Origin of the sequence: Aeromonas sp. 603607 (assembly GCF_049171595.1) — a bacterium.
GTDB lineage: Bacteria > Pseudomonadota > Gammaproteobacteria > Enterobacterales > Aeromonadaceae > Aeromonas > Aeromonas veronii.
Map to the genome: position 1 here is coordinate 151,243 of NZ_JAAKOV010000007.1, position 25,317 is coordinate 176,559.

Genomic DNA, 25,317 nt, shown 5'->3' on the forward strand with positions numbered 1-25,317 from the left:
AGAGCGCCTTGTGGCGCTCTTTGTCATTGGAGAAATCACTGATAAATCAATGGCTGCGACGAGTCAGCCAATAATCTAGGCTCAGCGCACCGCCGCCCCAGATGATCAGGGTCAGCAGCATCCAGCCCCACAGCTGGTGATCGTAAAAGCCGCCCGCCCATAGGGTCGGATAGGAGATCACCGCCATGATATTGAAGCCAAACAGCAGCAAGGCGGCCGGGCGAGTAAAAAGCCCCATCAGCAGGAAAAGCGGCAGCAACAACTCGGTCGCCGTCCCCAGATAAGCAGCCCACAACCAGGGCAACAGGGGCACCTGATACTCGGATTCAAACAGATAGAGGGTGGAATCCCACGCCGTGAGCTTGAGCCAGCCTGAAGTGAAAAAAACCGAGGCGACCCAAAGCCGCGCCAGCAACAGCACACCAGCGCTGCTCCAGCGCGGCAAATCACCACTCGAGCTGGCCAGCGCCAGCCATTTGTTTGCCATCATGGCATTACCTCCATATCCACCAGCAGACCAAGAGTTATCAGGCGAGTGAGATGTTCACTGGCCGCAGGGTCGGCCGCCAGCAGATCGACCAGCGCCGTACCAGCGAGACAACCCTGTAGCAGCGCCCACTCACCCGCCGTCAGGGGCAAGGGCGCAACCCGGCAATCCGGCTGTTTCTTCAATGCCAACCAGACGGGGGCATCAAGCACCTCCACCGCTTCACCACAGTGCAGCGCCATCTGCCACAGGGCCAGCACCGGATAATCACTGGCAACCAGCAGCAGATCCGTGGCCGGCAAGAGTCGCAGCCGATCCCATTGTTGCGGCGATAATGCGGCCAGACGCTCGGCTGGCCAGCAGCGTGATTCCAGCGGCAGCAGACTGGCACGCTCAAGCTGCCATTCGAACTGAGCCAACTCCTCCAGCCAGGGCAGCCCGGTTGTAGTTGGCAAGCGGGCCAACCATTGGCCAAATCCGGCGCCATAGTGCATGACGCTCCCTTCCCTGAGCGGCTCGGCCAATACGAAGCCACGGGCCGCCGCTGCAAAAAAGTCATCCCCGACCATGGTCTTGACGGCGGGATAACTGCTCGCCAGCACCTCGCCAAGGCTCAGGATGAAGTGGTTGCGATAGACCTGCAGCACCGATTCGGCAGAAAAGAGCCGGGAGCTGATGTGAGGGGCAATGGCGTCAGGCGCCCCCAGCAGACCATCGGCAAAGTGCTGTTGCAGCTGTGCCAGTTCAGCCATGGGCCACCTCCCGTGGTGCACTCATGGCACGCGCCTCATCCAGAATGGCACTGGCCTGCGCCGCCTCTGCCAGCAAGACCGGCAGCGGCGGGATCTCGAGGTCCCACTCAATCAGGGTGGGAATGGCCTGCTTGCGGCAGATCTGGCGATAGAGTTCCCAGACCGGCGCCACCACAGGGGCGCTGTGGGTATCGATATAGAGGGAGCCTTCCGGCAGCTGCTTCTCGGTATAACCGGCCAGATGGATCTCCCCGACGGTGGCGAGATCGATCGCCGCCAGATACTCATCGCAAGAGAAACCGTGATTGAAGGCACTGACATAGAGATTGTTGAGGTCGAGCAGAATGCCGCACTCGCTGCGCTGCTGCAGCTCGGCCAGAAATTCCCACTCGCTCATCTCCCCGGCCAGTTGCAGATAGGAGGAGGGATTTTCAATCAACATGCGGCAACCCAGGGTCTGTTGTACCTGCTGGATCTTGTCGCTCATGTTGCGCAGGGAGGCGCGGGTATAGGGCACCGGCAGCAGATCGTTGAAGTAACGCCCGCCAATGCTGCCCCAGCTGAGATGTTCGGAGATCCGTACCGGTTTGATCGCCGCGGCCAGTGTCGACAACTGCTGCAGATGGTGCGGATCGAGCGGGTCGGCAGAACCGAGGGACATGCCAACGCCGTGAAGACTGACGGGGTAGTGCTGCGCCAGTTCGGCGAGCACCTGAAAACCGTGACTGTGCCGTTCGAAGTAATTTTCACTATGCACCTCCAGCCAACCGACTGCCGGCAGGGTTTGCCGGATCTCATCGTAATGGGGAGTGCGTAATCCGATACCAATCAAAGGGTTCATCGCAAGACTCGCTTTCGCCAATCAGAGAGGATGCAGGGGGCGACCCGTTGGCCATCCCCTGCCCGATGTCTCTTACTTGGGTTGCAGCGAACCGCCGACCAGCTTCTCGCACAGCCCTTTGGGCATCACCACAAAGGCATCACCCTGAGCATCTTCCTTGGCAGTACCGGCGCAGGAGCTGCTCTTGGTCGCACAGTCATTTTTGCTGGCCTTGACCACGCCGTAGCACTTCTCCTTTTCATCGGCAGCCATTGCTGGTGCCGCGATAAATTGGGCGCCCAGCGCCAGCAGACCGGTCATGGCGGAGGCGATAGCAGTGCTTTTTTTAACATTCATGTTCATGTTCCTTTTGATGTCGTTGGATGTTGCTGATATCCCCGATTTGTCGCAACCGGGTACCTGCAATAGAACCGGCAAACGGGATATTCCCTTTCAAAAAAAACACAAAAAGAGTTAAAAAACCCAATATAAACACTCAATGAATTGATTTTAAACAGCTATTTCATCATTGAAAATTTCTAGACGACCACCCATTAATGAACGAGTAAAGTGCCATATGGTGCTTTCATCCCGTTAATCTTCTTCACAGCTTCCATCAAAAAAGATGCGTCAGACATAAAAAAAACCCGCCAACAGGCAGGGCTGGATGCAACTTTAAAGAAACAATAAATAAACAATCGGAGTGGTATTGGGAGCCAGGAGTTGCGGCAAGCAGATAGAAAAAGAGACAGCTTTGGCTGTCTCTTTTTGCACATGGTGCGAATGGGGTTTAGTAGAAGATCCGCTCGCCACGCTCGCTCATTTTGAGCCACACCGGTTTGGTGCTGGTTTTATTCCAGATCCGGTGCAGATAGCTGTAGAAGCGGGCACGATCGCTGCGAAACAGCATCACGGGGAAAGCCAGAATGCCCACCAGCAATACATAAATGCGACGAAGAATAATCTGAGTCAGGGAAAAGGGATGAAACATGATGTAACTCCTTGCTGGTAAGACCACTGAACAAAGATTACCCCACTCCATGTAGGATTACTACATCACCAACGCATTTTTTTATAAAAAAATAGTGAAAAACGGGAAATACTGAAAACGGGTTACGTTATTAACCAACAGTTAACAAACTTGCGAAAATCGTGCGCTTTGCCACAGTTATCAGGGGAAAAACATGCAGTAGGGAGACACGCATGAAACTGCCGGAAGTGGCACTGCTGGTGCTGATGGTTGCCCTGACACGGGCACAACTGGAGGAGTGGCAACTGAATCGGGAAGATGCCATCGTGCTGGCCGAACGGGGCGTGCCCACCGTCAGCCTGTGGCAATGCGGCACACTGAAGCAACGGATTGCGGATCTCAACCAGCACAGTGCCGAGGTGCAGTTTCAATATCGGGGGCAAAACATGGCGGATGTGAGCCACTATCTCGAGCGCGAGTGGAAACAGGCTGGCTGCGAACAGTTACTGGTACAGCAAGGATACTGACCAAGGCTCAGACTCAAAGAGTGGTGATTGAGATAAACAGATAGAATATGGAGGCACGTTCCGGAGTCGAACCGGACTAAACGGATTTGCAATCCGCTGCATAACCGCTTTGCTAACGCGCCATGCTGACAAGACTGATTGCCTTGAAAGTGAGTTCCATCGTTGGTGCGATGGAAGATTGGAGCGGGAAACGAGACTCGAACTCGCGACCCCGACCTTGGCAAGGTCGTGCTCTACCAACTGAGCTATTCCCGCGTTACTGCTTTCGTGCCAGTTGCCTGACAACGAGGCGCATTATACGTACCACGAGCGCCAGCACAACCCCTTTTTCGCAATTTAAGCCATGATGCAAACTGTTTGCTCAGGGTTTAAACGCCTTGCTGCATTTTTCTCCAGCCTGCTGTGACCCACCAAGCGAATTTGGGATAAAGTCGTTGAAATGATTACGCTTTCGTTCGAGACTTGAGCGGCTTAATAACCGGATTCTCAATTGAAAATCACAAGATGAAATGGATCTTCACGCTTCGTGGGCTCAGGCCGCAGTTAATGCTGGCTTTTTTCATGTTGGGCATGGTGCCCTTTTTGGTCATCACCCTCTTCTTCCTATACAGCCACGGCAAGGATCTCACCACCCAGACCTCCAACCATCTGGTCTCCGTTCGTAATATCAAGAAGAGTCAGCTCGAGGATTACTTCAACAACCTCAAAGAGCAGATCATCAACTTCTCCCAGCAGGATTTTGCCGGCAACAGTATCGGCCGTTTCTATGGCTTTACCGGCGCCTTCGAGAAGTTGGGCACCACACCGCAGGAGGCCCGCAGCCGTGCTCAGGCCCGCTATCTGCCAGGCTCCTGGGATCAACTGCGCAAACCGGACAGTCAGGTGGAGATCGAACCCTCCATCACGGCACTTATCCTCGCCGACGAGATGTATGGCCGGGTGCACCAGCGCTTTCATCGCGGCTATGCCGACATGGTGCGCAAGTCCAACTACAGCGACATCTTTCTGGTGGACCTCAACGGTGATGTGGTCTATTCGGTCACCAAGCACCCTAACTTTGCCACCAATCTGCTCTCCGGACCTTATCAGGGCAGTGGCTTGGGCCAGACCTTCGCCAAGATCAAACGCCGCCTCGATGGCGGCCAGAAACCGCAGCAGATCTTCGAGTTCACCGATTTTGGCCGCAACGAGCTGACCGGGCAGGTGGTCGCCTACATGGCAGCCCCCGTGATGCAGTACGACTATGTGCGTGGGGTGGTGATTTTCGAGCTGCTGCCGGACAAGCTCAACCAGATCATGGCGGAGCGGGAGGGGCTGGGCGAGACCGGCGAGACCATCCTGATCGGCCCTGACAAGCGGATGCGCGCCGATGCCTGGCTGGCACCGGAGTTCAGCGTCGAGAACAGCTTCAGCCCCAATTTCCGGCCGCTGCAAACACCCCTCATCACCAAGACGCTCTCCGGCGAGCAGGGGGTCGGGCTGTTCCACTCCTATCAGGATGACGAGGTGCTGGCCGCCTACACCCAGGTGAAGGTGTTCGATACCGAGTGGGCCTTTATCGCCGAGATCTCCACCCGGGAAGCCTATGCCCCGATCCGCCAGCTGGAAACTCTGGTAATTGTGCTGGGCGCGGGCTCGGTGCTGCTGCTGATCCTCTTCTCCCGCTGGCTCTCCCACTCCATCACGGCGCCGCTGCGATCCCTGACCGAAGCAGCCGAGCAGGTGGCCGACGGCGCGCTGGATCACCCCATCGCCATCGAGCGAACCGGCGATGATATTGACCGGCTGGCCGAGGCGTTTCGCCATATGCAGCGCTCGGTAAAGGACAAGATCGAGCTCATCGAGCAGCAGACCCTGGAGCTGCAACAGCAGGTCAAGCTGACCCACAAGCAGAACCTCAGCCTGCAGCAGGCGGACAAGCTCAAGGATGAACTGCTGGCCAACACCTCCCACGAGCTGCGCACCCCCATTCACGGTATCAAGGGGATGGCCGAGTCGATGCTCGCCAGCCAGCAGGATTTGACCGAAGGGCAACAAAAGCAGCTCGGTCTCATCATCAAAAGCGCCGACGGCCTGGCCCGTCTGGTGGATGATCTGCTGGACTACCATCAGATGCGCTACGGCCAGCTGGAGATCCACTCCCAGCCCGTCTCATCAAAAGGGGTGATCCGGCTGGTGCTGGACCTCTGCCAGCATCTGGTGCAGGCCAAACCCCTCACTCTGGTGGATATCAGCCCGGCCGAACTGCCGCCGGTGCTGGCCGACGAGCAGCGGCTCGAACAGGTGCTCTACAACCTGGTGGGTAACGCCATCAAGTACACGCCGCAGGGCAAGGTGGTGCTCAGTGCCATCGTCGAGAACAACTTCCTGCGCATCAAGGTCACCGACACCGGCATCGGCATCGCCCCCGATCATCTGGAGCACATCTTCGAGCCGTTGGTGCAGATGAGCCCGGAGGTAAGCAAGCAGGGGGCCGGCCTTGGCCTCTCCATCACCCGCCAGCTGGTGCACCTGATGGGGGGCGAGCTGTTTGTCGAGAGCGAGCCGAGCGTTGGCTCTACCTTCTCCTTTACCCTGCCCCTTGCCACCGGCAAAGCGGCCAATCTGACTCTCGACAGCCGCCAGATCGAGCATCAGCTGGTGCGCCAGCAACCGCTGATCCTGCCGGACTGGGAGAGCGACGATCTGCCCCCTCCCCCCGAGGATGCTCCGCTCATTCTGGTGGTGGATGACGAGCCCATCAACCTGCACATCCTGCGCCATCTGCTGCAGCCCTGCGGCTACCGCATTCTGCCCAGCAGCGATGGCCACGATGCGCTGGCCAAGCTGGCCGAGGAGCCGGTGGACCTCATCCTTCTCGATGTGATGATGCCGACCCTTTCCGGTTTTGACGTCTGCCGTCGCCTGCGCCAGCAACACCCGAAAGATATGCTGCCGGTGCTGCTGCTCACCGCCCTCAACCAGCCCAAGGATATCGAGGAGGGCTTCGGGGCCGGTGCCAACGACTATCTGGTCAAACCCTTCTGCAAGGAGGAGCTGTTTGCCCGGGTCAAGGCACTGCTGGAGGCCAAGGCCGGACGCGCCTCGCTGGTAGAGAACCGGCTATTGAAGCAGGAGATCGAACATCGCCTCACCCTGCAGGATCGACTGCATCAGGATCAGCAGCGCCTGCTGGCCCTGCTCGGCGAAGGGGCCGACCCCATGATCTTTATCGACGAGCAGGGCACAGTGCTGTTTGCCTCCCGGGTGCTGGCGCGCCTGCTGGGACAGGAGCCGGAAGCCATGGAGGGGCAGCCCCTCAATGAGTGGCTCGCCACCCCGCTACAACATCAGTGGCCCGACCTTGCCAGCGAACGGGAACACAATCTGGAATTTTTGGTGGCCGGGCAAAAAGATGTGCTCAACGCCCGTGCCCTGCCTATCACGCTCGGAGGACAGGCCGCTTTCGCTCTCACTCTGAGTACCGAGCTGCGTCAGGATGAGAACCGGATAATGGCGCTGGAGAACGCCCTCAAGAACCTCTCGCGGCAAGCCATCATCGAAGATGAACAGCTGCTGGGCGAGCTGAGCCGCCTGGGTGGCGAGTTCCGTTCGCTGGCCGACGACCTCATTCGCCAGCAGGATGACGAGCCGCTGCGCCGTGCGCTGGTAGAGACCATGCAGCTCACCCTGGATGCCTGGCAGCAGGGGACCGGCAAGGGCAAAATCGTGCTGGCAGAGAAGAGCAAGCTGTGGCGGGTCTATATGGACAGATCCAGCCCGCAGACCCGCACCCTCGACAAATACCTGAGTCTGGACACCCTGCCCAAGTCGCCACGTTGGAAAACGGTAGTGGCCACCACCGAGTATGTGCTGGGCCACTGCCCGCTCAATGACCACCAGCGCCAGCAGTTGCAGCACAGCGCACAGACCCTGCGTCAACTCGCCAACCGCAAGCCGTGACACGGCGCCCTAAACGGGCGCCGGATCACAATTGGCAATCTGGTTTCTTTTTATGCAAAACAAAGCCCCGCACAACCCCGAAATCGAGAGCAGATCCAATTCACAAATTTGTCATATACGCCATTTTTACAGCCACTTTTTACGCGAAAGCAAATAACGCAAACCAATGATTTTAAACATATAAAAATCGATTTTGACGAGATTGACGTAACACCGTCAATTTTTACGAAAACAACGAAATCAATAGTTGTTGTTTTCCTGTTAATTCTGGTTTGCTTAGGGCGTTGGAAAACAGAACGACAAAGGTTAGACACCTGACCAACACAGAGGGCCGATTTCATCAGCATGCGAAACCGGTGCTCACACAAAACAAGGCGAACCCTCGGGAATGCCAAAAAATAAGAAAGGAAAACATATGCTTGCCAAAGTATCCAAAATCTCTACCGCTGTAATGCTGGGAACCATGATGCTTGCCGGTGCCGCCGGTAACGCCATGGCCGCAGAAAACAAAACCGTGCTGACCATGGTCGCACAGCAGGAAACCGCCTGGGTCAAGAACTTCAACCCCTTCCTGCAAGCGGGCTTGCTGCACACCACCCGTCACTTCATCTATGAACCGCTGGTGATCTTTAACGATATGCAAGGGGGCAAACCCGTCTATCGTCTGGCCACCAACTATGCGTTCAGCGATGACCTGAAATCCGTCACCTTCGATCTGCGTGACGGCGTGAAGTGGTCTGACGGCGAAGTCTTTGATGCCGATGACATCATCTTCTCCTTCAATCTGGTCAAGGCCAACAAGGCGCTGGATGAGCGCTCTATCTGGACCCAGATCAAGAGCGTCGAGAAGCTGGCCCCAAACAAGGTCAAATTCGACCTGACCGAGGTCAACACCAACGTGGTGAACGATCTGGTGCTGGTACCTATCGTGCCGGAGCATCAGTGGAAATCGGTGAAAGATCCGGTTGCCTTCACCAACGACAAGCCGGTTGGTACAGGCCCCTTCACCGAAGTGGACAACTTCTCCGCCCAGCTCTACACCCAGTGCCGCAACCCGCACTACTGGGATAACGCCAACCTCGCTATCGACTGTATCCGCATGCCGCAGATGGCCACCAACGACCAGGTGCTGGCTGCTGTCATGAAAGGTGACATCGACTGGTTCGGCTCCTTCGTACCGGATATCGAGCGCCTCTACGTCGGCAACGATCCGAAGAACAATAAATACTGGTTCCCGGCCTCCGGTACCGTGGCGTTCAACGTCAACTTCCAGACCAAGAACCCGGGCAATAACGAAGCCTTCAACGACATCAACTTCCGCCGCGCCTTCTCCATGGCGATGGACCGCCAGTCCATGGTGGATATCGCGGGCTACGGCTACCCCACCGTCAACGAGTACCCGTCAGGTCTGGGCAAAGCCTTTGACTCCTGGAACAACCCGGAAGTGGACAAGAAGTACGGCAAGTACAACAAGTTCGATCTGGAAGGGGCCAAGGCCCTGCTGAAAGAGGCAGGCTACAAGGATTGTGACGGCGACAAGTTCCTCGACACCCCGAGCTGTAAAAAGATCGAGTTCAAGGTACTGGTACCGAACGGCTGGACCGACTGGGTCAACACAGTTCAGATTGGTGTAGAAGGGCTGCAGGCGCTGGGCCTGAACGCCAAGACCGCCACCCCGGAAGCAACCGTCTGGACCGAGAACCTGATCACCGGTGACTTCGATGTTGCCCTGCAGGGTTACTTTGCCGGTGCCAACCCGCACAAGTACTTCGAGACTGCGTTCCACTCCCGCAACATGGGCGACCGTGGCAACCGCTTCGCCGCGCCCCGTTACAAGGATCCCGAGCTCGACAAGCTGATCGATGACTTCACCCAGACCGCCGATGCAGCCAAGCAGAAGGAGATCATGTTCGCCATCCAGGATCGTGTTGGTGCCAACCAGACCATCATTCCGGTCTTCAACAACCCGACCTGGTACGAGTACAGCACCAAGCGCTTCAACGGCTGGTTCAGTGCTGATAACCCGGTAGCCAAACCTCAGCTCCACCCGGACACCCCTGAGCGTCTGCTGCACGTGTTGTCCCTCAAGCCAAACAGCTAAACAATCCCGGCCCCCTGCGGGGGGCCATCTTCCCCGTTAATCCCCTTCTTGCCAGGCACCGCCAGGGTCGGGGGAGCTATACCCGACGCGGGGCAGACTTGCAGTAAAAGGTACCATCATGGGATTCATACTGAGACGCTTTTCCTTCTACCTGGTTGCCTTTCTGGTAGCCGCCACCATCAACTTCCTGTTACCCCGTGCCATGCCAGGGGATCCTGTCTCCGTGATGTTTGCCCGCGCTGGCGCCATGATGGAACCCGCCGCCCTGGAAGCCCTCAAAGCCACCTTCGGCTTCGTCGACGGCCCCATCGGCACCCAGTTTCTCACCTATGTGAAGAGTGTCTTCACCTGGGATCTCGGCACCTCGGTGCGCTTCTATCCGCAGCAGGTCTCTGACGTGCTGGGCCGTGCCATCGGCTGGACCCTGTTTCTGGTCGGCACCTCCACCATCCTGAGCTTCTCCATCGGTTCCATCGTCGGCATCTTCGCGGCCTGGTATCGCGGCGGCCGGATGGACAGCATTCTCTCCCCGCTCACCCTGGTGATGCAGGCCATTCCGCCGGTGGTGGTCTCCCTGCTCGCCCTGTTCCTGTTCGGGGTCAGCCTCGAGTGGCTGCCCATCGGCTACGCCTACAGCCCGGAGATCAAGGCTGACTGGGGCTGGGAGCACATCAAGAGCATCATGACCCACGCCATCATGCCGGTGCTGACCCTGGCCGTGGTGCAGGTGGGGGGCTTTCTTATCACCATGCGCAACAACATGATCAACCTGCTGGGCGAGGATTACATCACCATGGCCAAGGCCAAGGGGCTCTCCAGCAACCGTGTGATCTTCAACTACGGTGCCCGCAACGCCATTCTGCCCAGCGTCACCGCCCTCTCCATGGCGCTCGGCTTCGTTATCGGTGGCTCCCTCATCACCGAGGTGATCTTCAACTATCCCGGCCTGGGCCTGACCCTCTATCAGGGCATTCTGGCCCGCGACTACCCGCTCATTCAGGGGCAGCTGCTCATCATGACCATCACCATGCTCAGCTTCAACTTCCTGGCCGACGTGCTCTACGTCTTCCTGGATCCCCGTCTGCGTACAGGAGGCAAATAAGATGCGTATGCCGACCATTCTCAAAATCTTGCTGGGCAACAAGAAGGCTGCCTGTGGCCTCGCCATCGTGGTTGCCTTCGTACTGATGGCCCTCTTTGCCCCCATTCTGGCCAGCAACGAGCCGACCAAACGGGTGGCTCGCCCGCACCAGCCGCCCAGTGCCGAGTTCGTGATGGGTTCAACCCGCATGGGCCACGACATCTGGGCCCAGTTCACCAACGGCGCCCGTATTTCGCTGCTGGTGGGCTTCAGCGCAGGCCTGCTGGTTTGCACCCTGGCCGTCGCCATCGGCATCACCGCCGGTTACTTCGGCGGTCTGGTGGATGAGTGCCTCACCTTCCTGATGAACGTGGTACTGGTGATCCCCAACCTCCCCTTGCTACTGGTGCTGGCAAGCTTTATCGGGGAGGCGTCACCGGCGGTGATTGCCGTGATAATAGGGTTGACATCGTGGGCCTATGGCGCGCGGGTGATCCGCGCCCAGACCCTGGCCCTGCGCGAGAAGGAGTTCGTCATCGCCGCAGAAGTGCTGGGCGAGCCGGCCTGGCGCATCATTCTGGTAGAGATCCTGCCCAACCTCATCTCCATCATCGGGGTGAGCTTCATCGGCTCCATCATCTACGCCATCGTCACCGAAGCGACCCTGGAGTTCCTGGGGCTTGGCGACCCGACCGTGGTGAGCTGGGGCATCATGCTCTACAACGCCCAGACCTCCAGCGCCATTCTGGTCGGCGCCTGGTGGGAGATCCTGGCCCCCTGCTTCGCCATCGCCACCCTGGGTGCCGGTCTGGCCCTGCTCAACTTCGCCATCGACGAGATTGCCAACCCGCAGTTGCGCTCCCACAAAGGGTTGAGCCGCTGGAAGAAACTCGCGGCCCCGGTCACCACTCCGGTTGCCACAGCACAGGAGAAGACAGCATGAACAAGCATCCACTGCTGTCAGTACGCAATCTTTGCGTCGACTACATCACCGAAAATGGCGACGTGCGCGCCGTCAACTCGGTGAGCTTCGATATCAGACAGGGCGAGATCTTCGGTCTCGCCGGTGAGTCGGGCTGCGGCAAATCCACCGTCGCCTTCTCGGTGGCCCGGCTGCACAAGCCGCCCGCCTACATCAGCGGTGGCGAGATCCTGTTCAAGGGGGAGAATATCCTCCACTACAACGACGAGCGGCTGCGCTCCTACCGCTGGCAACAGGTGTCGGTGGTGTTCCAGTCCGCCATGAACGCCCTGAACCCTGTGCTGCGGATGGAGGAGCAGTTCTGCGACGTGCTGCTGGCCCACAACCCCGGCATGACCCGTTACGAGGCGATCAAGCGCGCCCAGGAGCTGCTCACCATCGTCGATATCCACCCGAGCCGGCTCAAGGATTACCCGCACCAGTTCTCCGGCGGCATGCGCCAGCGGCTGGTGATCGCCATCGCCATGGCGCTCAACCCCGAGCTGCTCATCATGGATGAGCCGACCACGGCGCTCGATGTGGTGGTACAGCGGGAGATCCTGCAGAAGGTCTATGCCCTGAAAGAGAAGTTCAACTTCTCCATTCTGTTCATCACCCACGACCTCTCCCTGATGGTGGAGTTCTGCGATCGCATCGGCATCATGTATGCCGGTGAACTGGTGGAAGTCGCCCCCTCCAAGGCGATCCTGACCGCGCCGCTGCACCCCTATACCAGAGGGCTGGGCAACTCCTTCCCGCCCCTGCACGGGCCGAAGAAGGTACTGGAGGGGATCCCGGGCACCCCGCTCAACCTGCTGGAGGTGCCGGTCGGCTGCCGCTTTCAGGCCCGCTGCGGCAAGGTGCACGATCGCTGCCGTCAGGAGTACACCAAATTGGCCGAGATCCGCCCCGGGCAACAGACCGCCTGCCACCTCTATGAGGAGCAGGGACTGCAACAAGATTCCGTGATCTATCTGGACAAGGCCGCTGGCTGTTAAGGATGTCTGTCATGCAAATCGCCAAAACCGATGCACCCATCATCGAAGTCCAGCACCTCTACAAGGACTTCCCCATCAACTCCAATGCCATCAAGAGTGGCAAGATGCGGGCCCTCTCCGACATCACCTTCAACCTGCACCGGGGCCGCGCCCTGGCGGTGGTCGGGGAGTCGGGCTCCGGCAAGAGTACCATCGCCAAGATCATCGCCAAGATGTACAAGCTCAGTGCCGGGCGCATTCTCTATCGCGGCCACGATCTGGAGGAGTTCAACAAGGGCACCGCCCTGCTGGACTATCGCCAGAGCGTGCAGATGGTGTGGCAAGATCCGTTCGGTTCGCTCAACCCGACCCACACCATCTATCACCACATCGCCCGTCCCCTGCTGCTGCACAGCAAGGTGATCGACAAGAAAGAGCTGCCCGACATGGTCTACGCCCTGCTGGAAAAGGTCGGCCTGACCCCCGCCAAGGCGACGGCGGCCAAGTATCCGCACCAGCTCTCCGGCGGCCAGCGCCAGCGGGTCAACATCGCCCGCAATCTGGCGGTGGAGGCGGAAGTGGTGCTGGCGGACGAACCCACCTCCATGCTCGACGTCTCCATTCGCATCGGCATCCTCAACCTGATGGAGCAGATGAAGAACGAGCTCGGCGTCTCCATGCTCTACATTACCCACGACATCGCCACCGCCCGCTATGTGGCGGAAGATCTGGCGGTGATGTATGTGGGGCACATGGTGGAGTGGGGCGAGGTGGACGAAATCCTGCACCACCCGCAGCACCCCTACACCCAGCTGCTCATCTCGGCGGTGCCAGACCCCGAGAAGAGCATCCACGCCGAGCTGGAGGGAGGCCGCAAGGGGGAGATCCCGCTCTGGACGCCGGAATCCTGCGGTTGCCCCTTTGCCGGGCGCTGCAATCAGGCGATGCCCCGCTGCAAGGAGGCGCTGCCCCCCATCACCAGGCTTGCCGACAACCACTTCGTGCGCTGCTATCTCTACGAGTGAAGGTGAGACTTAGATCGGCCGGACAACCCTGTCCGGCCATGCCTCGATACGGGGCGGCCACAGCCCCGTGATGTGCCTCACCGCCCGGCGGTGAACCACAGGAGTAATACCTTGATGGAACTCTTGATCAATCAGGTGGGCTACGAGTGCGACGGACACAAGGTCGCCCTGTTGCAAACCTCCCCCGCCCCTGATCTCGGCGGCTATGTCAGGCTGCAACGCCTCGATGATGGCCAGATCCTGTTTGAAACCCCGCTGCAACCGGCTGGCTGCGTCCCTAGCTGGCAAGGCCGCGCTTACTGGCGTGCCGACTTCTCCGCCTTCAAGGAGCCCGGCCACTATCGGCTGGAGGCGATCACTGCCCAAGGCATAGTCCGCTCCACCCGCTTTGCCATCGGCCCGGATCTGCTGGCCAGCCACTGCCTCTCCGATGTCATCCACTACTTCAAGGGGCAGCGTGCCAGCGGCATATTCGATCGGGCCGACCGCAACGCCCGCCTGTTTGGCACCGACCAGCACAAAGATGTGCACGGCGGCTGGTTCGATGCCAGCGGCGACATGAGCAAGTACCTGAGCCACCTCTCCTACGCCAACTACCTCAACCCCCAGCAGACCCCCATGGTGGTGTGGGCTCTGCTCAAATGCCGCGAACTGCTGGCCCCGCGCCGCGATATCGACGGGGTGAACCTCTGCAAGCGGCTCAATGACGAGGCGCTGCACGGCGCCGATTTCCTCTGCCGGATGCAGGATGAGTCGGGCTTCTTCTACATGACCCTGTTCGACAAGTGGAGCAAAGACCCTGCCCAGCGCGAGCTATGCGCCTATGCCACCCAGCAGGGGCTCAAGTCTGCCAACTGGCAGGCGGGTTTTCGCCAAGGGGGCGGCATGGCCATCGCCGCGCTGGCCCGCGCCGCCCGCGAGAGCGTCAGCGGCGACTTCGATGCCAGCCGCTATGCCGAGGCCGCCAAACGCGGCTACCTGCATCTGTGCGAACACAACCTTGCCTACCTCGATGACGGGGTCGAGAACATCATCGACGACTACTGCGCCCTGCTGGCAGCGGTGGAGCTGACCCGCACCTTCGGCAACGAGTGGCTGAATGAGGCGAGAGCCCGCGTCAGCAAGCTCTGCGCCCGCCAGCGCCCTCATCCTGAGCTGGGTCACTACTGGTCGGCCAACGAGGATGGCTCGCGCCCCTACTACCACGCCGCAGAAGCTGGTCTGCCGGTGCTGGCGCTGCTGGAATATCTGGGCGTAGAGCCGGAGCAGGAGCACAAGGCCCAAGCACAGACCGTGGTGGAACAGGCGCTGGCCGCCGAGCTGGCGCTCTGCGCCCGTGCGGGCAACCCCTTCTCCCTCGCCCGCCAATATGTCAAAGGGGTGGATGAAGCGCCGCGCGTCAGCTTTTTTATGCCCCACAACAACGAATCCGGTTACTGGTGGCAGGGGGAGAATGCCCGCCTGGCCTCGCTGGCTGCCATGGCCTTTGCTGGCGCCCGTCACTTCCCCCGCCAGAGCCAGCCGCTCATCACTTACGGTCAGCGCCAACTCGACTGGATCCTCGGGCAAAACCCCTTCAACGCCTGCATGCTGGCGGGCCACGGCATCAACAACCCCGCCTATACCGCCGGTTATCCCAATGCGCAGGGGGGTATCTGCAACGGCATCACCTCAGGGTTTGATGACGAAAATGAGGTGGCCTTTATTCCGGAGGAGTACAAGGATCGGCTGGATCAGAACTGGCGCTGGGGCGAGCAGTGGATCCCCCACGCAGCCTGGTTTGCCCTTGCCATCAGCTGGCAGAGCGCCCTGAGTGCTCGAAATGAGCAGGGAGGTCGCCATGATTGAGTTCTGGGTAGGCGTCGATGGCGGGGGCACCCACACCCGCGCCCGCATTCGGGATCGGGCGGGCAAGCTGCTCGGAGAGGGGCGCGCGGCCGGCTCCAATCTGGAGCTGGGCATCCCCCATGCCCACGCCAATGTGCTGGCTGCCATCGCCAGCGCCCGCCTTACGGCCGGGCTCGGAATAGAGTGCGAACAGCAGATGGGGGTCGGGCTGGCGCTCGCCTCCGCCGAGCTGGCCGACTGCTATCACGCCCTGCTCGAGATGCCCTTCCCCTTCGCCAGCGTCAGGCTCACCTCCGATGCCTTCGGTGCCTGCCTCGGCGCCTTTGGTGGCCGTGAGGGGGCCATCCTGATCGCCGGTACCGGCTCGGTGGGGCTGATCTATCAGGAAGGGCAGATCCGTACTTGTTCCGGCCGCGGCTTCCCCATTTCGGACATAGGCAGCGGCGCCTGGCTCGGGCTGCGCGCCATCCAGCAATCTCTGCTCTGCCACGACGGCATTCTGCCCCCCAGCACCCTCGCAATCCGCCTGATGGACCGCTTCAAGCGGGATCAGGCCGAGGTGGTACGCTGGGCCACCCGCGCCATTCCGGCGGACTATGGCCACTTTGCCCCCTGGGTATTCGATGCCGCCAGCGATGGCGACGAGCTCGCCAATCAGCTGCTGGACGAAACCTGCGAACAGCTGCGGATCCTGCTGGAGGGAATGACCCAGCAGGGTGCCAGACAGATCGCCCTGCTGGGGGGGATTGGCACCCGCCTCGCTCCCCGTCTCGGCCAGCTCAACCTGATCCCCCCCCAGGCAGATGCGCTCGATGGCGCCATCCTGTTTGCCCAATCAGAGGATTTTCCATGTCTACACCCCTGATCCACACCCAGGTCGCCCGACGTGACGGCGAGGATGTCTGGTTCACCTTCACCCTATCCCGCATGCCGGATACCCGGTGGAAGCTGCACTTCTGTCTGGCTCGCCATATCGACCCCGACTCCTTGCAAGGGGGCGAGCTGGAGCGCCAGAGCGGCAGCTACAAGGTGATTGTCCCAAACGCTGGCAGCTGCGAGCTGCGCTTTTGCTGCCGCCAGACGCCCATCAAGAAGCTCTCCGACATGCCGCAGGGCTTTTTCCTCAGCTTGCCGGAGGCGACCACGGGTGCCCAGCTGCTGCCGGTGACGCTGGCAGCGCAGGATCTCGGACTGGATAACCCGCCGGTAGCCCGCCCCGACCTGCCGGATGTCGAGCCCCTGCCCGGTATAGTGCCGCAACCGGCCCATCTGGTACTGCTGGAGGGGAACTTCCGGCTGGCCGAGCGGGCTCATGTCAGCGCCCCCCGCGATGTGCCGAAATTGCTGGCCCACTTCAACGAACTCACATCGCTGGCGCTGGAGCAGGATCACGACGCAGAAATCCGGCTGACCGAGGCCAAACTGGCCCCCGAAGCCTACCAACTGACCATCACGCCGCAGGAGGTGGTAATTGCCGCCGCCGACGAAACGGGCTGGCGTCATGGGCTGGTGACGCTAGCCCAGTGGTATCTGCAACATGGGGAGAGCCTGCCCTGCATCACGCTGGAGGATGCCCCGCGCTTTGGCTTTCGCGGCATTTTTCTCGACTGCGCCCGGCACTTCCACACGCCGGCCACCATCAAGCGCCTGCTCAAGCTGATGAGCCTCTACAAGTTCAACCGCTTTCACTGGCACCTGACCGATGACGAGGGGTGGCGGCTCGAGATCAAGGCCTTCCCGGCATTGACCGACGTGGGTGCCTGGCGCGGCCACGATCTGGCGATCGCCCCCCAGCTCAGCGGCGGTGCCGAACCCTATGGCGGCTACTACACCCAGAGCGAGGTGAAGGAGCTGGTGAGCTATGCCGGTGAGCTCGGCATCACCGTCATTCCCGAGATCGACATTCCGGGCCACTGCCACGCCGCCATCAAGGCGCTGCCCGAGTTGCTGATCGAAACGGCGGATCACTCCCGCTACCGCTCGGTTCAGCATTTCGATGACAACGTGCTCAACCCCGCCCTGCCCGGCACCTACCGCTTTCTGGAGGCGGTGCTGGACGAGGTATGCGAGCTCTTTCCCGGCCCGCAGATCCACATGGGGGGTGACGAGGTGCCGACCGGGGTCTGGACCGACAGCCCCGCATGCCAACTGCTGATGACCGAGCAGGGCTACGCCGACTGCCGCGAGCTGCAGGGCCATCTGCTGCGCCACTGCCAGCGCTATCTGGCCGCCAGAGGCAAACAGATGATTGGCTGGGAGGAGATCCTGCATGGCGACAAGGTGAGCCGCAAAGCGGCCATCTGTGCCTGGACCAGCTTTCAGGCGGGGCTGGATGCTGCCGCGGCCGGTTATCCGGTGGTGATGGCACCCGCCCAGTTCCTCTATCTCGATCTCGCCTGGAGCGCCGATATTCATGAACCCGGCCTCTACTGGGCGGGTACCCTCAATCTGGAGCAGATCTACTCGTGTGACCCTGCCCCAGCCGATTTCCATGCCAACGATAACATCCTCGGGGTGCTGAGCCCCTTGTGGTCAGAATTGATCACCAGTCGTGATCGTCTCGACTACATGTTGTTCCCGCGTATGCTGGCCACGGCCGAGGTGGCCTGGAGCGATCCCGCCCACAAGGGCTGGGAGCACTTCGCCGCCCGCCTGCCGGGTCAGCTGCAGATCCTCGATCAGTTGCAGGTGCGCTACCGGATGCCACAGAGGTAATGTTGTCTCTACTTTGGCGGCCAATCGGCCGCCTTTTTTACGATTAGCCAACAAAACATCAACTTCCCCCTACCATTCATCCGCCATTATTGGCAAAATCCAGCCCCCAATGAAGCTGGTCTGCCTCCTGCTGGCGCGAGCCTGCGGCCACCTCCAGATCTGCCACAATAACAACGACAACATTATCAACAAGAACATCGGAGCGTATTCCTATGGCCCGCAGAGATGTCCATACCCTGGATAGCGAAGTGGAGTTTCCTGCCGACGTACAACTGGTCTCCACCACTGACCTGCGCGGGGTGATCACTTATGCCAATCCGGCTTTTTGCACCATCGCCGGCTATAGCGCCGACGAGCTGGTCGGTCACAACCACAATCTGGTACGCCACCCCGACATGCCCAAGGCCGCCTTCGCCGATCTCTGGGCCCGTCTCAAGGAGGGCAAACCCTGGCGCGGCATCGTCAAAAATCGCTGCAAGGATGGTCGTTACTACTGGGTAGATGCCTACGTCACCCCCATCTACGAAGGCAACAGGATCAGCGGCTACCAGTCGGTACGCTGCAAGCCCGAGCCCCAATTCAAGCGCATCGCCGCTCAGACCTACCAAGCCCTGCTCAAGGCCGAGCGAGGCAACAGCAGCAACCTTCCCTCTCTTGCCAGAGTGCGCACCCCAGCCATTACCCTGCTGCTGCTCGGCCTGATGGGCTGGACCTTCGCCAGCCAAGGGGCCATGACCGTCCTGCTGATGCTGCTGCCCCTGTTGCTTATTGGCGGAGCCTACTGGCGCGAGCTCTTTGCCCTACCCCACTATCTGCAGCAGCTGGGCCGCGAATATGACAGTCTGACCCGGCTGGTCTACTCCGGTGACAACCCCGGCGCCATTGCCGATTTTCATATCAAGATGCTGCAGGCTCGCATCCGAACCGTGTTGGGGCGGATCAACGATGCCACGGCACCTCTGCAAACCTTGGCCATCAATCTGAAGCAGGCCTCTCATCAGGCCTGTCTCGATATCAACGAGCAAGATGCCCAGACCCAGCAGATGGCTACGGCTATGACTCAAATGGCCAACACAGCTCACGAAATCGCCCGCAACATTCAGGACTCCAACGGTCAGGTCAACGAAGCTCGCAATCGTTGTGAACAAACCAACCAGCAGTTGAACCAGACCGAGCAACAGATCGAACAGCTCGCCAAACAGGCAGAGCTGGCGTTCAACTCGGCAGTGGAGCTCGCCAGCGAATCCGAACGGATTGGCAGTGTAATGGGCGAGATCCAGGGCATCGCCGAGCAGACTAACCTGCTGGCCCTCAACGCCGCCATCGAAGCGGCTCGCGCCGGGGAGCAGGGCCGTGGTTTTGCAGTGGTCGCAGACGAGGTGCGAACTCTATCGACCCGCACCCACAAGGCGACCGAGCAGATCCAGGGCAGCATCAAGCAGATCCAGCACACTCTGGGACGCTGGAAGGGGATGATGCAAGAGAACCTGCAACAGACCCGCGCATGTGCCGAGATGACCCGCCAGGGCGCCAGCAGCCTCCATACCGTGCTGGCAGAGATAGAGCTGGTCACCGAACACTCCACCCAGATCGCCACCGCTGCTGAGCAGCAACAAGCGGTAGTAGAGGAGATCAGCCGCAGTATCCACCAGATCTCCGAGTACTCCCACGCCAACAGTCAGAAGATGCTGGATGTCGATCACTCCAGTCAGGCTCTGCTGGAACGGGCCAAGCAACTGAAGGGGCTTAGCCAGACCTTCGGCTGAATCATTGCCAGCCTCATGACAGAAGCGCCACAATGGCGCTTCTGTTGTTTTTGACGAATCGGGTCTATGAGCATTGAACCAAGTCCATCCCCATTGAACAAAACGGCCCGTATCGAAGCGATCATCGCCCTGATCCCGGCAGGCCGAGTGGTCAGTTATGGTCAGGTGGCCGATCTGGCCGGGCTGCCCGGACGGGCAAGACTGGTGGGCAAGGTGCTGCGGGAAACCGACAAGGTACTGCCGTGGCATCGGGTGCTGAGCGCAGCGGGCACTATCTCGTTACCGAAAGGATCGCCAGGCTTTGCCGAACAAACGGGACGCCTGCAGCAAGAAGGGGTCGTGGTGATCGGTGGGCGGGTCAGAATGAAGGAGTGGCAATGGCAGCCCGATCTGGCCGAGCTGCTTTTTCTACTGCCGTTTTGAGGGGATCACAGACGGATCACTCCAGCGGCGCCAGGATCTCGTCGCTGCGCACCTGCACCGGTATGGTCTCATCCGCGCGCTGCAGCAGCACCAGCAAGCTCTGTCGGTCCACTTCCAGCACATAGGCCGCTCCTTCACGGGTCATGCAGCTCATGCCCGGCCGGATCTCGTTAATCTCCATCTCAACCTCCTTGTCTACTTCGCGATTGACGACAGCTGCACTCCTTGCAGCTGTCTCAGTATACCGCTATCCATAAGCAAAGAGGCCCCTTGTCGGGGCCTCTTTTCATCAGGCTTTTTTAGCCTTTGGCAAACTCTCTTGCCAGGTACCGTTGTCGTAGTGAGCGGTCCAACCGGTCGCCTTGCCGTTGACCTCGCTCATCACGTACTGCTCCTTGGTCTTGCGACTGAAGCGCACGATAGCTGGGTTGCCGTCCGGATCGGTGAGCGGGGCACCGGCCAGATACTTGTGCTTGGCGGAGATGCGATCCTTGAAGCGCTTGAGCTCTTCCACCAGCGGCGCGCGGGTCTCGCGGGATTTGGGGAAGTTGCTGGCTGCCAGGAACAGACCGGCAGCACCGTCACGCAGCACGAAGTGAGCATCGGACTGGGTGCACTTGAGCTCCGGCAACGGTACCGGATCCTCCTTCGGCGGCGCGATGTCGCCGTTTTTCAGGATCTTGCGGGTGTTCTTGCAGGTCTCGTTGGTGCAGCCCATGTACTTGCCGAAACGGCCGTTCTTGAGCTGCATCTCGGCTCCGCAACGGTCGCACTCGATGCTCGGCCCTTCGTAGCCCTTGAGCTTGAACTGGCCCTTCTCGATTTCGTAGCCATCGCAATCCGGGTTGCGACCACAGACGTGCAGCTTGCGGCTATCGTCGATGATATAGGCATCCATCGCGGTACCACAGACTCCGCAGCGGTGCTTGGCGCGCAGCGCTTCGGTTTCCGCCTCTTCGCCGTCAGTGGCGGAGACAAACTCGTCGGCAGAGACCAGGTTGATGGTCTTCTTGCAGCGCTCTTTCGGCGGCAAAGCATAGCCGGAGCAGCCGAGGAACACGCCGGTGGTGGCGGTACGAATACCCATCTTGCGGCCGCAATCCGGGCAGTCGATGTCGGTCATCACCATCTGGTTGGCACGCATGCCGCCCTCTTCAGGCGCCTTGTCAGCCTTCTCCAGCTCCTGGGTAAACTCGGCGTAGAAGGCGTCCAGCACCTTCTTCCACTCAAGGCTCCCTTCGGCGATGCCATCGAGCTTGTCTTCCATCTTGGCGGTGAACTCGTAGTTCATCAGCTCGACGAAGTTCTCCACCAGACGATCGGTGACAATCTCGCCCATCTTCTCGGCGAAGAAACGGCGGCTCTCGACCCGCACATAACCGCGATCAACGATGGTGGAGATGATAGAGGCGTAGGTAGACGGACGGCCGATGCCGCGTTTTTCCAGCTCGCGCACCAGCGCGGCTTCGGTGAAACGGGCAGGCGGCTTGGTGAAGTGCTGGCGCGGATCCAGCTTGACCAGTTTCAGCACCTCGCCAACGGTCACCGCCGGCAGCTGGCTATCTTCGCCCTTGCGACCCATCGGCGGCAGGGCCTTGGTCCAACCGGCGAAGCGCAGGGTACGGCCACGGGCCTTGAGCTCGAACTCACCCGCCTTAACGGTCAGGGTGGAGGAGTCGTACTGAGCAGGGGTCATCTGGCAAGCAACGAACTGACGCCAGATGAGGTCGTACAGACGCATGGCATCCGGCTCCATCCCTTCCAGCATCTCGGCAGTCACCTGTACGTTGGAGGGACGGATCGCCTCGTGCGCTTCCTGAGCATTGGCCTTGGCACCATACAGATTCGGCTCGGCTGGCAGATAGGCCGCGCCATACTGCTCGCCGATATATTCACGCACCGCTTCAACCGCCTCTTTGCTGAGGTTGGTGGAGTCGGTACGCATATAGGTGATGTAACCCGCTTCATAGAGACGCTGGGCCATCATCATGGTCTTCTTGACCCCGAAGCTCAGACGGGTAGAGGCCGCCTGCTGCAGGGTGGAGGTGATAAACGGCGCGGACGGCTTGGAGCCGGTCGGCTTGTCTTCCCGGTTCACCACCTTGTAGTCGACCCCTTCCAGGGTTGCGACAGCGGCAAAGGTCTCGGCCTGGGTCACCGGCTTGAAGTCGGCCCCGTTGCGGCTGACCACTTCCATCCGCAGATCGCTCTTGTCGGCGGTCAGCAGGTCGGCATTGAGATCCCAGAACTCGACCGGAACGAACGCCTTGATTTCGCGCTCTTTATCGACGATGAGACGCACCGCAACGGACTGTACCCGACCGGCGGAGAGACCGCGGGCCAGTTTCTTCCACAGCAGTGGGGAGACCATGTAACCCACTACGCGGTCGAGGAAACGACGGGCCTGCTGGGCATTGACGCGGTCAATATTGAGTTCGGACGGCTGGGCGAACGCCTCCTTGATGGCGCTCTTGGTGATTTCGTTAAACACCACGCGCTTGTAGCGGCTGTCGTCGCCACCGATGATCTCGCGCAGGTGCCAGGCGATCGCCTCTCCTTCTCTATCCAAGTCGGTTGCGAGATAGATGGTGTCGGCATTCTCGGCCAGACTTTGCAACTCGCTGACCACCTTCTCCTTGCCGGGCAAAATCTGGTAGTTAGCCTTCCAGCCAGCGGTCGGATTGATACCCATCCGGGCAAACAGGGCCTTGCGATCCTTGGCAGCCTTCTCGGATTCGCTCAACTTGATGCCGCGAATGACAGGTTTCTTGGGCTCGGTGCTGGCGCTGCCGCTGGTGGGCAGATCGCGAACATGACCAACGCTGGATTTCACCACGTAGTCCTTGCCCAGATATTTGTTGATCGTCTTGGCCTTGGCCGGAGACTCCACTATGACCAGTGATTTGCCCATGCTGTAACTATTATCCTCATTGCACCCGACGGGGTTGGTGTGCGGTTTTGTGGGGCTGTATAAGAGATTTGACGCGAAAAAGCAATCTTGTGAGCAAATTTGCCTGACCAGCCCGCACCACACGGCTTCTTTTATTGCTTCTTTATTTATTAATGCGAAGGCAACAGGCCGGACGCAACCGCTTTTTCAATTTTCTGCCATACCGCCCCTCTTTTTATATCTGAAACGACATAAAAACGTCTGCCGGTTACTGGCTTGTTACAAAAAAATAAAATCTCTTTATAATGGCCCAACCCCGACGCATTGTGCGCGGAAGGAACCGCTACCCATCATAAAAATCGAAAGGATGTACTCAATGAAGCACTTCGAGGTCAATTTCGACGGTCTGGTCGGCCCGACTCATAACTATGCCGGCCTCTCCTACGGCAACGTTGCCTCCCAGAGCAATGCCCAGGAGGCTTCCAATCCGAAAGAGGCCGCCAAGCAGGGGCTGCGCAAGATGAAGGCGCTGACCGAGCTTGGCATGACCCAGGGGGTACTGGCGCCACAAGAGCGTCCCGATCTCGCTACCCTGCGCCGCCTCGGCTTCACCGGCAACGATGCCCGGGTGCTGGAGCAGGCCGCCAAGCAGGCACCTGCCGTACTGGCTGCCTGCTATTCAGCCTCCAGCATGTGGACCGCCAACGCCGCCACCGTCTCTCCCAGTGCCGATACCCAGGATGGCCGCATTCACTTCACCCCCGCCAACCTGACCAACAAGTTTCACCGCTCTCTGGAGCCGGACGTTACAGGCCGTATCCTGCGCGCCGTGTTCAACAATGATCGCCACTTCAGCCACCACCTCCATCTGCCGGAGAATGACCACTTCGGCGACGAGGGGGCAGCCAACCACACCCGCCTCTGCCGCGCCTATGGCGAGGCGGGGGTCGAGCTGTTTGTCTATGGCCGCAGCGCCTTTGACTACTCCCGCCCGGCGCCGAAGCGCTATCCGGCCCGCCAGACCCTGGAGGCCAGCCAGGCCATCGCCCGCCTGCATGGCCTTGGCGAGGAGAGCGTGGTGTTTATCCAGCAAAACCCGGAGGTGATCGATCAGGGGGTGTTCCATAACGACGTGATCGCGGTGGGTAACCAGAACGTGCTCTTCTTCCACCAGCAAGCGTTCCTCAATACCGAGGCGGTACTGACCGAGATCCGCGGCAAGTTTGGCGAGGGGGATTTGCACTTTATCGAAGTGCCGACCGCCGAGGTATCCGTGCTGGATGCGGTGAAATCCTACCTGTTCAATACCCAGATCCTCACCCTGCCGAGCGGCGAGATGGCCATCATCGCCCCCACCGAGTGCCGCGATAATCCGGCGGTGTCGGCGTACCTGAACAAGCTGCTGACCATGAACACGCCTATCAAGGCCGTTCATTATATGGACGTGAAGCAGAGCATGCGCAATGGAGGCGGCCCGGCCTGCCTGCGACTGCGGGTTGCCATGAACGATCAGGAACTCGCAGCGGTCAATCCGGCCTGCCTCATCAACGACAGCCAGTTTGCCCGCCTCGATGGCTGGGTGGATCGCCACTACCGCGACCGCCTGACCCTCGATGACCTGCGGGATCCGGCACTGGTGCAGGAGTCCCGCAACGCACTGGACGAGCTGACCCAGATCCTGAAACTGGGTTCGGTCTACCCGTTCCAGCGCTAGATGTGATGCCCGGGAAGACCGCCAACACAGGCGGTCTTCTGCTATCAGCCTCATCTTCAGCGCGATCGCCAGCTTGCACGGATGCTGTTTTGTGCAGAAAAGCAGCACACAACTTGCTGATAAGCTTGAATTTTGAGCTGAGTGTATCAAAAAATCGACGAACAGTCATTTTTTACTGCCAGATGCCTAATCAAGGGGTTCACAAAGCCTCTGGATCTGATAGTATGCGCCTCGCACTTGGGGAGGGGTTCCCGAGCGGCCAAAGGGATCAGACTGTAAATCTGACGGCTCTGCCTTCGAAGGTTCGAATCCTTCTCC

At 59.8% G+C, this 25,317-nt stretch carries 20 protein-coding genes and 2 tRNA genes; 13 read left to right on the forward strand and 9 right to left on the reverse strand.

All coding sequences use genetic code 11. From position 1 onward, the window contains the following. Positions 1–46: 46 nt before the first annotated feature. From G5315_RS09085 to G5315_RS09105, 5 genes are all read right to left on the reverse strand, one after another. Entirely contained in the window at positions 47–490 is a 444-nt protein-coding gene (locus G5315_RS09085) for a DoxX family protein (protein WP_421332928.1), read from the reverse strand. Next, positions 487–1,239: a putative DNA-binding domain-containing protein gene (locus G5315_RS09090; protein WP_421332929.1), complete on the reverse strand. Its 753-nt coding sequence runs from the start codon at positions 1,237–1,239 to the stop codon at positions 487–489. Before G5315_RS09090 ends, G5315_RS09085 begins: the two co-directional genes overlap by 4 nt. Then, the gene (locus G5315_RS09095; protein WP_204482850.1) at positions 1,232–2,080 is read right to left on the reverse strand and encodes a DUF692 domain-containing protein; all 849 of its coding nucleotides are present in this window, start codon (positions 2,078–2,080) and stop codon (positions 1,232–1,234) included. Before G5315_RS09095 ends, G5315_RS09090 begins: the two co-directional genes overlap by 8 nt. Before the next feature lie 72 nt (positions 2,081–2,152). Continuing rightward, complete coding sequence (locus G5315_RS09100) at positions 2,153–2,416, reverse strand: DUF2282 domain-containing protein (RefSeq protein WP_005334862.1); 264 nt, start codon at positions 2,414–2,416, stop codon at positions 2,153–2,155. A gap of 433 nt (positions 2,417–2,849) precedes the next feature. Next, positions 2,850–3,050, reverse strand: coding sequence for a YbfA family protein (locus G5315_RS09105; RefSeq protein ID WP_005334863.1), 201 nt, complete (start codon positions 3,048–3,050; stop codon positions 2,850–2,852). Between the two features lie 212 nt (positions 3,051–3,262). On the opposite strand from G5315_RS09105, the gene G5315_RS09110 reads away from it, so the two are divergent. Further along, positions 3,263–3,556, forward strand: coding sequence for a hypothetical protein (locus G5315_RS09110; RefSeq protein ID WP_005347702.1), 294 nt, complete (start codon positions 3,263–3,265; stop codon positions 3,554–3,556). Between the two features lie 48 nt (positions 3,557–3,604). On the opposite strand, the gene G5315_RS09115 is transcribed toward G5315_RS09110, so the two are convergent. Further along, a tRNA-Cys gene (locus G5315_RS09115) sits at positions 3,605–3,678 on the reverse strand. 57 nt (positions 3,679–3,735) lie between these two features. Continuing rightward, positions 3,736–3,811 (reverse strand) — tRNA-Gly (locus tag G5315_RS09120). 249 nt (positions 3,812–4,060) lie between these two features. On the opposite strand from G5315_RS09120, the gene G5315_RS09125 reads away from it, so the two are divergent. The 11 genes from G5315_RS09125 (at position 4,061) to G5315_RS09175 (ending at position 20,395) form a co-directional block, all read left to right on the forward strand. After that, positions 4,061–7,498 (forward strand): ATP-binding protein, encoded by a 3,438-nt coding sequence (locus G5315_RS09125; RefSeq protein ID WP_421332930.1) that lies wholly within the window; start codon positions 4,061–4,063, stop codon positions 7,496–7,498. A gap of 415 nt (positions 7,499–7,913) precedes the next feature. Beyond that, positions 7,914–9,599: an ABC transporter substrate-binding protein gene (locus G5315_RS09130; protein WP_005334869.1), complete on the forward strand. Its 1,686-nt coding sequence runs from the start codon at positions 7,914–7,916 to the stop codon at positions 9,597–9,599. A gap of 118 nt (positions 9,600–9,717) precedes the next feature. After that, positions 9,718–10,701, forward strand: a complete 984-nt coding sequence (locus tag G5315_RS09135) for an ABC transporter permease (RefSeq protein ID WP_005353818.1) — start codon at positions 9,718–9,720, stop codon at positions 10,699–10,701. 1 nt (position 10,702) lies between these two features. Beyond that, positions 10,703–11,623 carry an ABC transporter permease gene (locus G5315_RS09140; RefSeq protein WP_005347708.1) on the forward strand — a complete coding sequence of 307 codons (921 nt, stop codon included), beginning with the start codon at positions 10,703–10,705 and terminating at the stop codon, positions 11,621–11,623. Then, positions 11,620–12,639: an ABC transporter ATP-binding protein gene (locus G5315_RS09145; RefSeq protein WP_019446723.1), complete on the forward strand. Its 1,020-nt coding sequence runs from the start codon at positions 11,620–11,622 to the stop codon at positions 12,637–12,639. Before G5315_RS09140 ends, G5315_RS09145 begins: the two co-directional genes overlap by 4 nt. Positions 12,640–12,650: 11 nt before the next feature. After that, complete coding sequence (locus tag G5315_RS09150) at positions 12,651–13,643, forward strand: ABC transporter ATP-binding protein (protein ID WP_139410701.1); 993 nt, start codon at positions 12,651–12,653, stop codon at positions 13,641–13,643. A gap of 114 nt (positions 13,644–13,757) precedes the next feature. Then, on the forward strand, positions 13,758–15,491 hold the full coding sequence (locus tag G5315_RS09155; protein ID WP_421332931.1) for a glycoside hydrolase family 9 protein: 1,734 nt from the start codon (positions 13,758–13,760) through the stop codon (positions 15,489–15,491). Beyond that, a complete protein-coding gene (locus G5315_RS09160) occupies positions 15,484–16,356 on the forward strand; it encodes a BadF/BadG/BcrA/BcrD ATPase family protein (RefSeq protein ID WP_421332932.1) in 873 nt (290 codons plus the stop codon). The genes G5315_RS09155 and G5315_RS09160 overlap by 8 nt, the downstream gene beginning before the upstream one ends. Further along, positions 16,341–18,206, forward strand: coding sequence for a beta-N-acetylhexosaminidase (locus G5315_RS09165; protein ID WP_421332933.1), 1,866 nt, complete (start codon positions 16,341–16,343; stop codon positions 18,204–18,206). Before G5315_RS09160 ends, G5315_RS09165 begins: the two co-directional genes overlap by 16 nt. Before the next feature lie 212 nt (positions 18,207–18,418). Continuing rightward, a complete protein-coding gene (locus G5315_RS09170; RefSeq protein ID WP_216953105.1) occupies positions 18,419–19,972 on the forward strand; it encodes a methyl-accepting chemotaxis protein in 1,554 nt (517 codons plus the stop codon). Positions 19,973–20,038: 66 nt separating this feature from the next. Then, complete coding sequence (locus G5315_RS09175; protein ID WP_216953104.1) at positions 20,039–20,395, forward strand: MGMT family protein; 357 nt, start codon at positions 20,039–20,041, stop codon at positions 20,393–20,395. A gap of 16 nt (positions 20,396–20,411) precedes the next feature. Here the strand turns inward: G5315_RS09175 and G5315_RS09180 are convergent, their stop codons facing one another. Continuing rightward, positions 20,412–20,576: a hypothetical protein gene (locus G5315_RS09180; RefSeq protein WP_005334891.1), complete on the reverse strand. Its 165-nt coding sequence runs from the start codon at positions 20,574–20,576 to the stop codon at positions 20,412–20,414. A gap of 108 nt (positions 20,577–20,684) precedes the next feature. Next, the gene (gene topA / locus G5315_RS09185) at positions 20,685–23,306 is read right to left on the reverse strand and encodes a type I DNA topoisomerase (protein WP_421332934.1); all 2,622 of its coding nucleotides are present in this window, start codon (positions 23,304–23,306) and stop codon (positions 20,685–20,687) included. A gap of 355 nt (positions 23,307–23,661) precedes the next feature. Here topA and astB point away from each other — a divergent pair, with 355 nt between their 5' ends. Then, the gene (gene astB, locus G5315_RS09190; protein WP_421257855.1) at positions 23,662–24,999 is read left to right on the forward strand and encodes an N-succinylarginine dihydrolase; all 1,338 of its coding nucleotides are present in this window, start codon (positions 23,662–23,664) and stop codon (positions 24,997–24,999) included. Positions 25,000–25,317 lie beyond the last annotated feature (318 nt).

Excerpts from the sequence above, each read along its gene's own strand:
- G5315_RS09085 (WP_421332928.1), bottom strand. The coding sequence starts at position 490 with ATGATGGCAAACAAATGGCTGGCGCTGGCCAGCTCGAGTGGTGATTTG.
- G5315_RS09090 (WP_421332929.1), bottom strand. The coding sequence starts at position 1,239 with ATGGCTGAACTGGCACAGCTGCAACAGCACTTTGCCGATGGTCTGCTG.
- G5315_RS09095 (WP_204482850.1), bottom strand. The coding sequence starts at position 2,080 with ATGAACCCTTTGATTGGTATCGGATTACGCACTCCCCATTACGATGAG.
- G5315_RS09100 (WP_005334862.1), bottom strand. The coding sequence starts at position 2,416 with ATGAATGTTAAAAAAAGCACTGCTATCGCCTCCGCCATGACCGGTCTG.
- G5315_RS09105 (WP_005334863.1), bottom strand. The coding sequence starts at position 3,050 with ATGTTTCATCCCTTTTCCCTGACTCAGATTATTCTTCGTCGCATTTAT.
- G5315_RS09110 (WP_005347702.1), top strand. The coding sequence starts at position 3,263 with ATGAAACTGCCGGAAGTGGCACTGCTGGTGCTGATGGTTGCCCTGACA.
- G5315_RS09125 (WP_421332930.1), top strand. The coding sequence starts at position 4,061 with ATGAAATGGATCTTCACGCTTCGTGGGCTCAGGCCGCAGTTAATGCTG.
- G5315_RS09130 (WP_005334869.1), top strand. The coding sequence starts at position 7,914 with ATGCTTGCCAAAGTATCCAAAATCTCTACCGCTGTAATGCTGGGAACC.
- G5315_RS09135 (WP_005353818.1), top strand. The coding sequence starts at position 9,718 with ATGGGATTCATACTGAGACGCTTTTCCTTCTACCTGGTTGCCTTTCTG.
- G5315_RS09140 (WP_005347708.1), top strand. The coding sequence starts at position 10,703 with ATGCGTATGCCGACCATTCTCAAAATCTTGCTGGGCAACAAGAAGGCT.
- G5315_RS09145 (WP_019446723.1), top strand. The coding sequence starts at position 11,620 with ATGAACAAGCATCCACTGCTGTCAGTACGCAATCTTTGCGTCGACTAC.
- G5315_RS09150 (WP_139410701.1), top strand. The coding sequence starts at position 12,651 with ATGCAAATCGCCAAAACCGATGCACCCATCATCGAAGTCCAGCACCTC.
- G5315_RS09155 (WP_421332931.1), top strand. The coding sequence starts at position 13,758 with ATGGAACTCTTGATCAATCAGGTGGGCTACGAGTGCGACGGACACAAG.
- G5315_RS09160 (WP_421332932.1), top strand. The coding sequence starts at position 15,484 with ATGATTGAGTTCTGGGTAGGCGTCGATGGCGGGGGCACCCACACCCGC.
- G5315_RS09165 (WP_421332933.1), top strand. The coding sequence starts at position 16,341 with ATGTCTACACCCCTGATCCACACCCAGGTCGCCCGACGTGACGGCGAG.
- G5315_RS09170 (WP_216953105.1), top strand. The coding sequence starts at position 18,419 with ATGGCCCGCAGAGATGTCCATACCCTGGATAGCGAAGTGGAGTTTCCT.
- G5315_RS09175 (WP_216953104.1), top strand. The coding sequence starts at position 20,039 with ATGAGCATTGAACCAAGTCCATCCCCATTGAACAAAACGGCCCGTATC.
- G5315_RS09180 (WP_005334891.1), bottom strand. The coding sequence starts at position 20,576 with ATGGAGATTAACGAGATCCGGCCGGGCATGAGCTGCATGACCCGTGAA.
- topA (WP_421332934.1), bottom strand. The coding sequence starts at position 23,306 with ATGGGCAAATCACTGGTCATAGTGGAGTCTCCGGCCAAGGCCAAGACG.
- astB (WP_421257855.1), top strand. The coding sequence starts at position 23,662 with ATGAAGCACTTCGAGGTCAATTTCGACGGTCTGGTCGGCCCGACTCAT.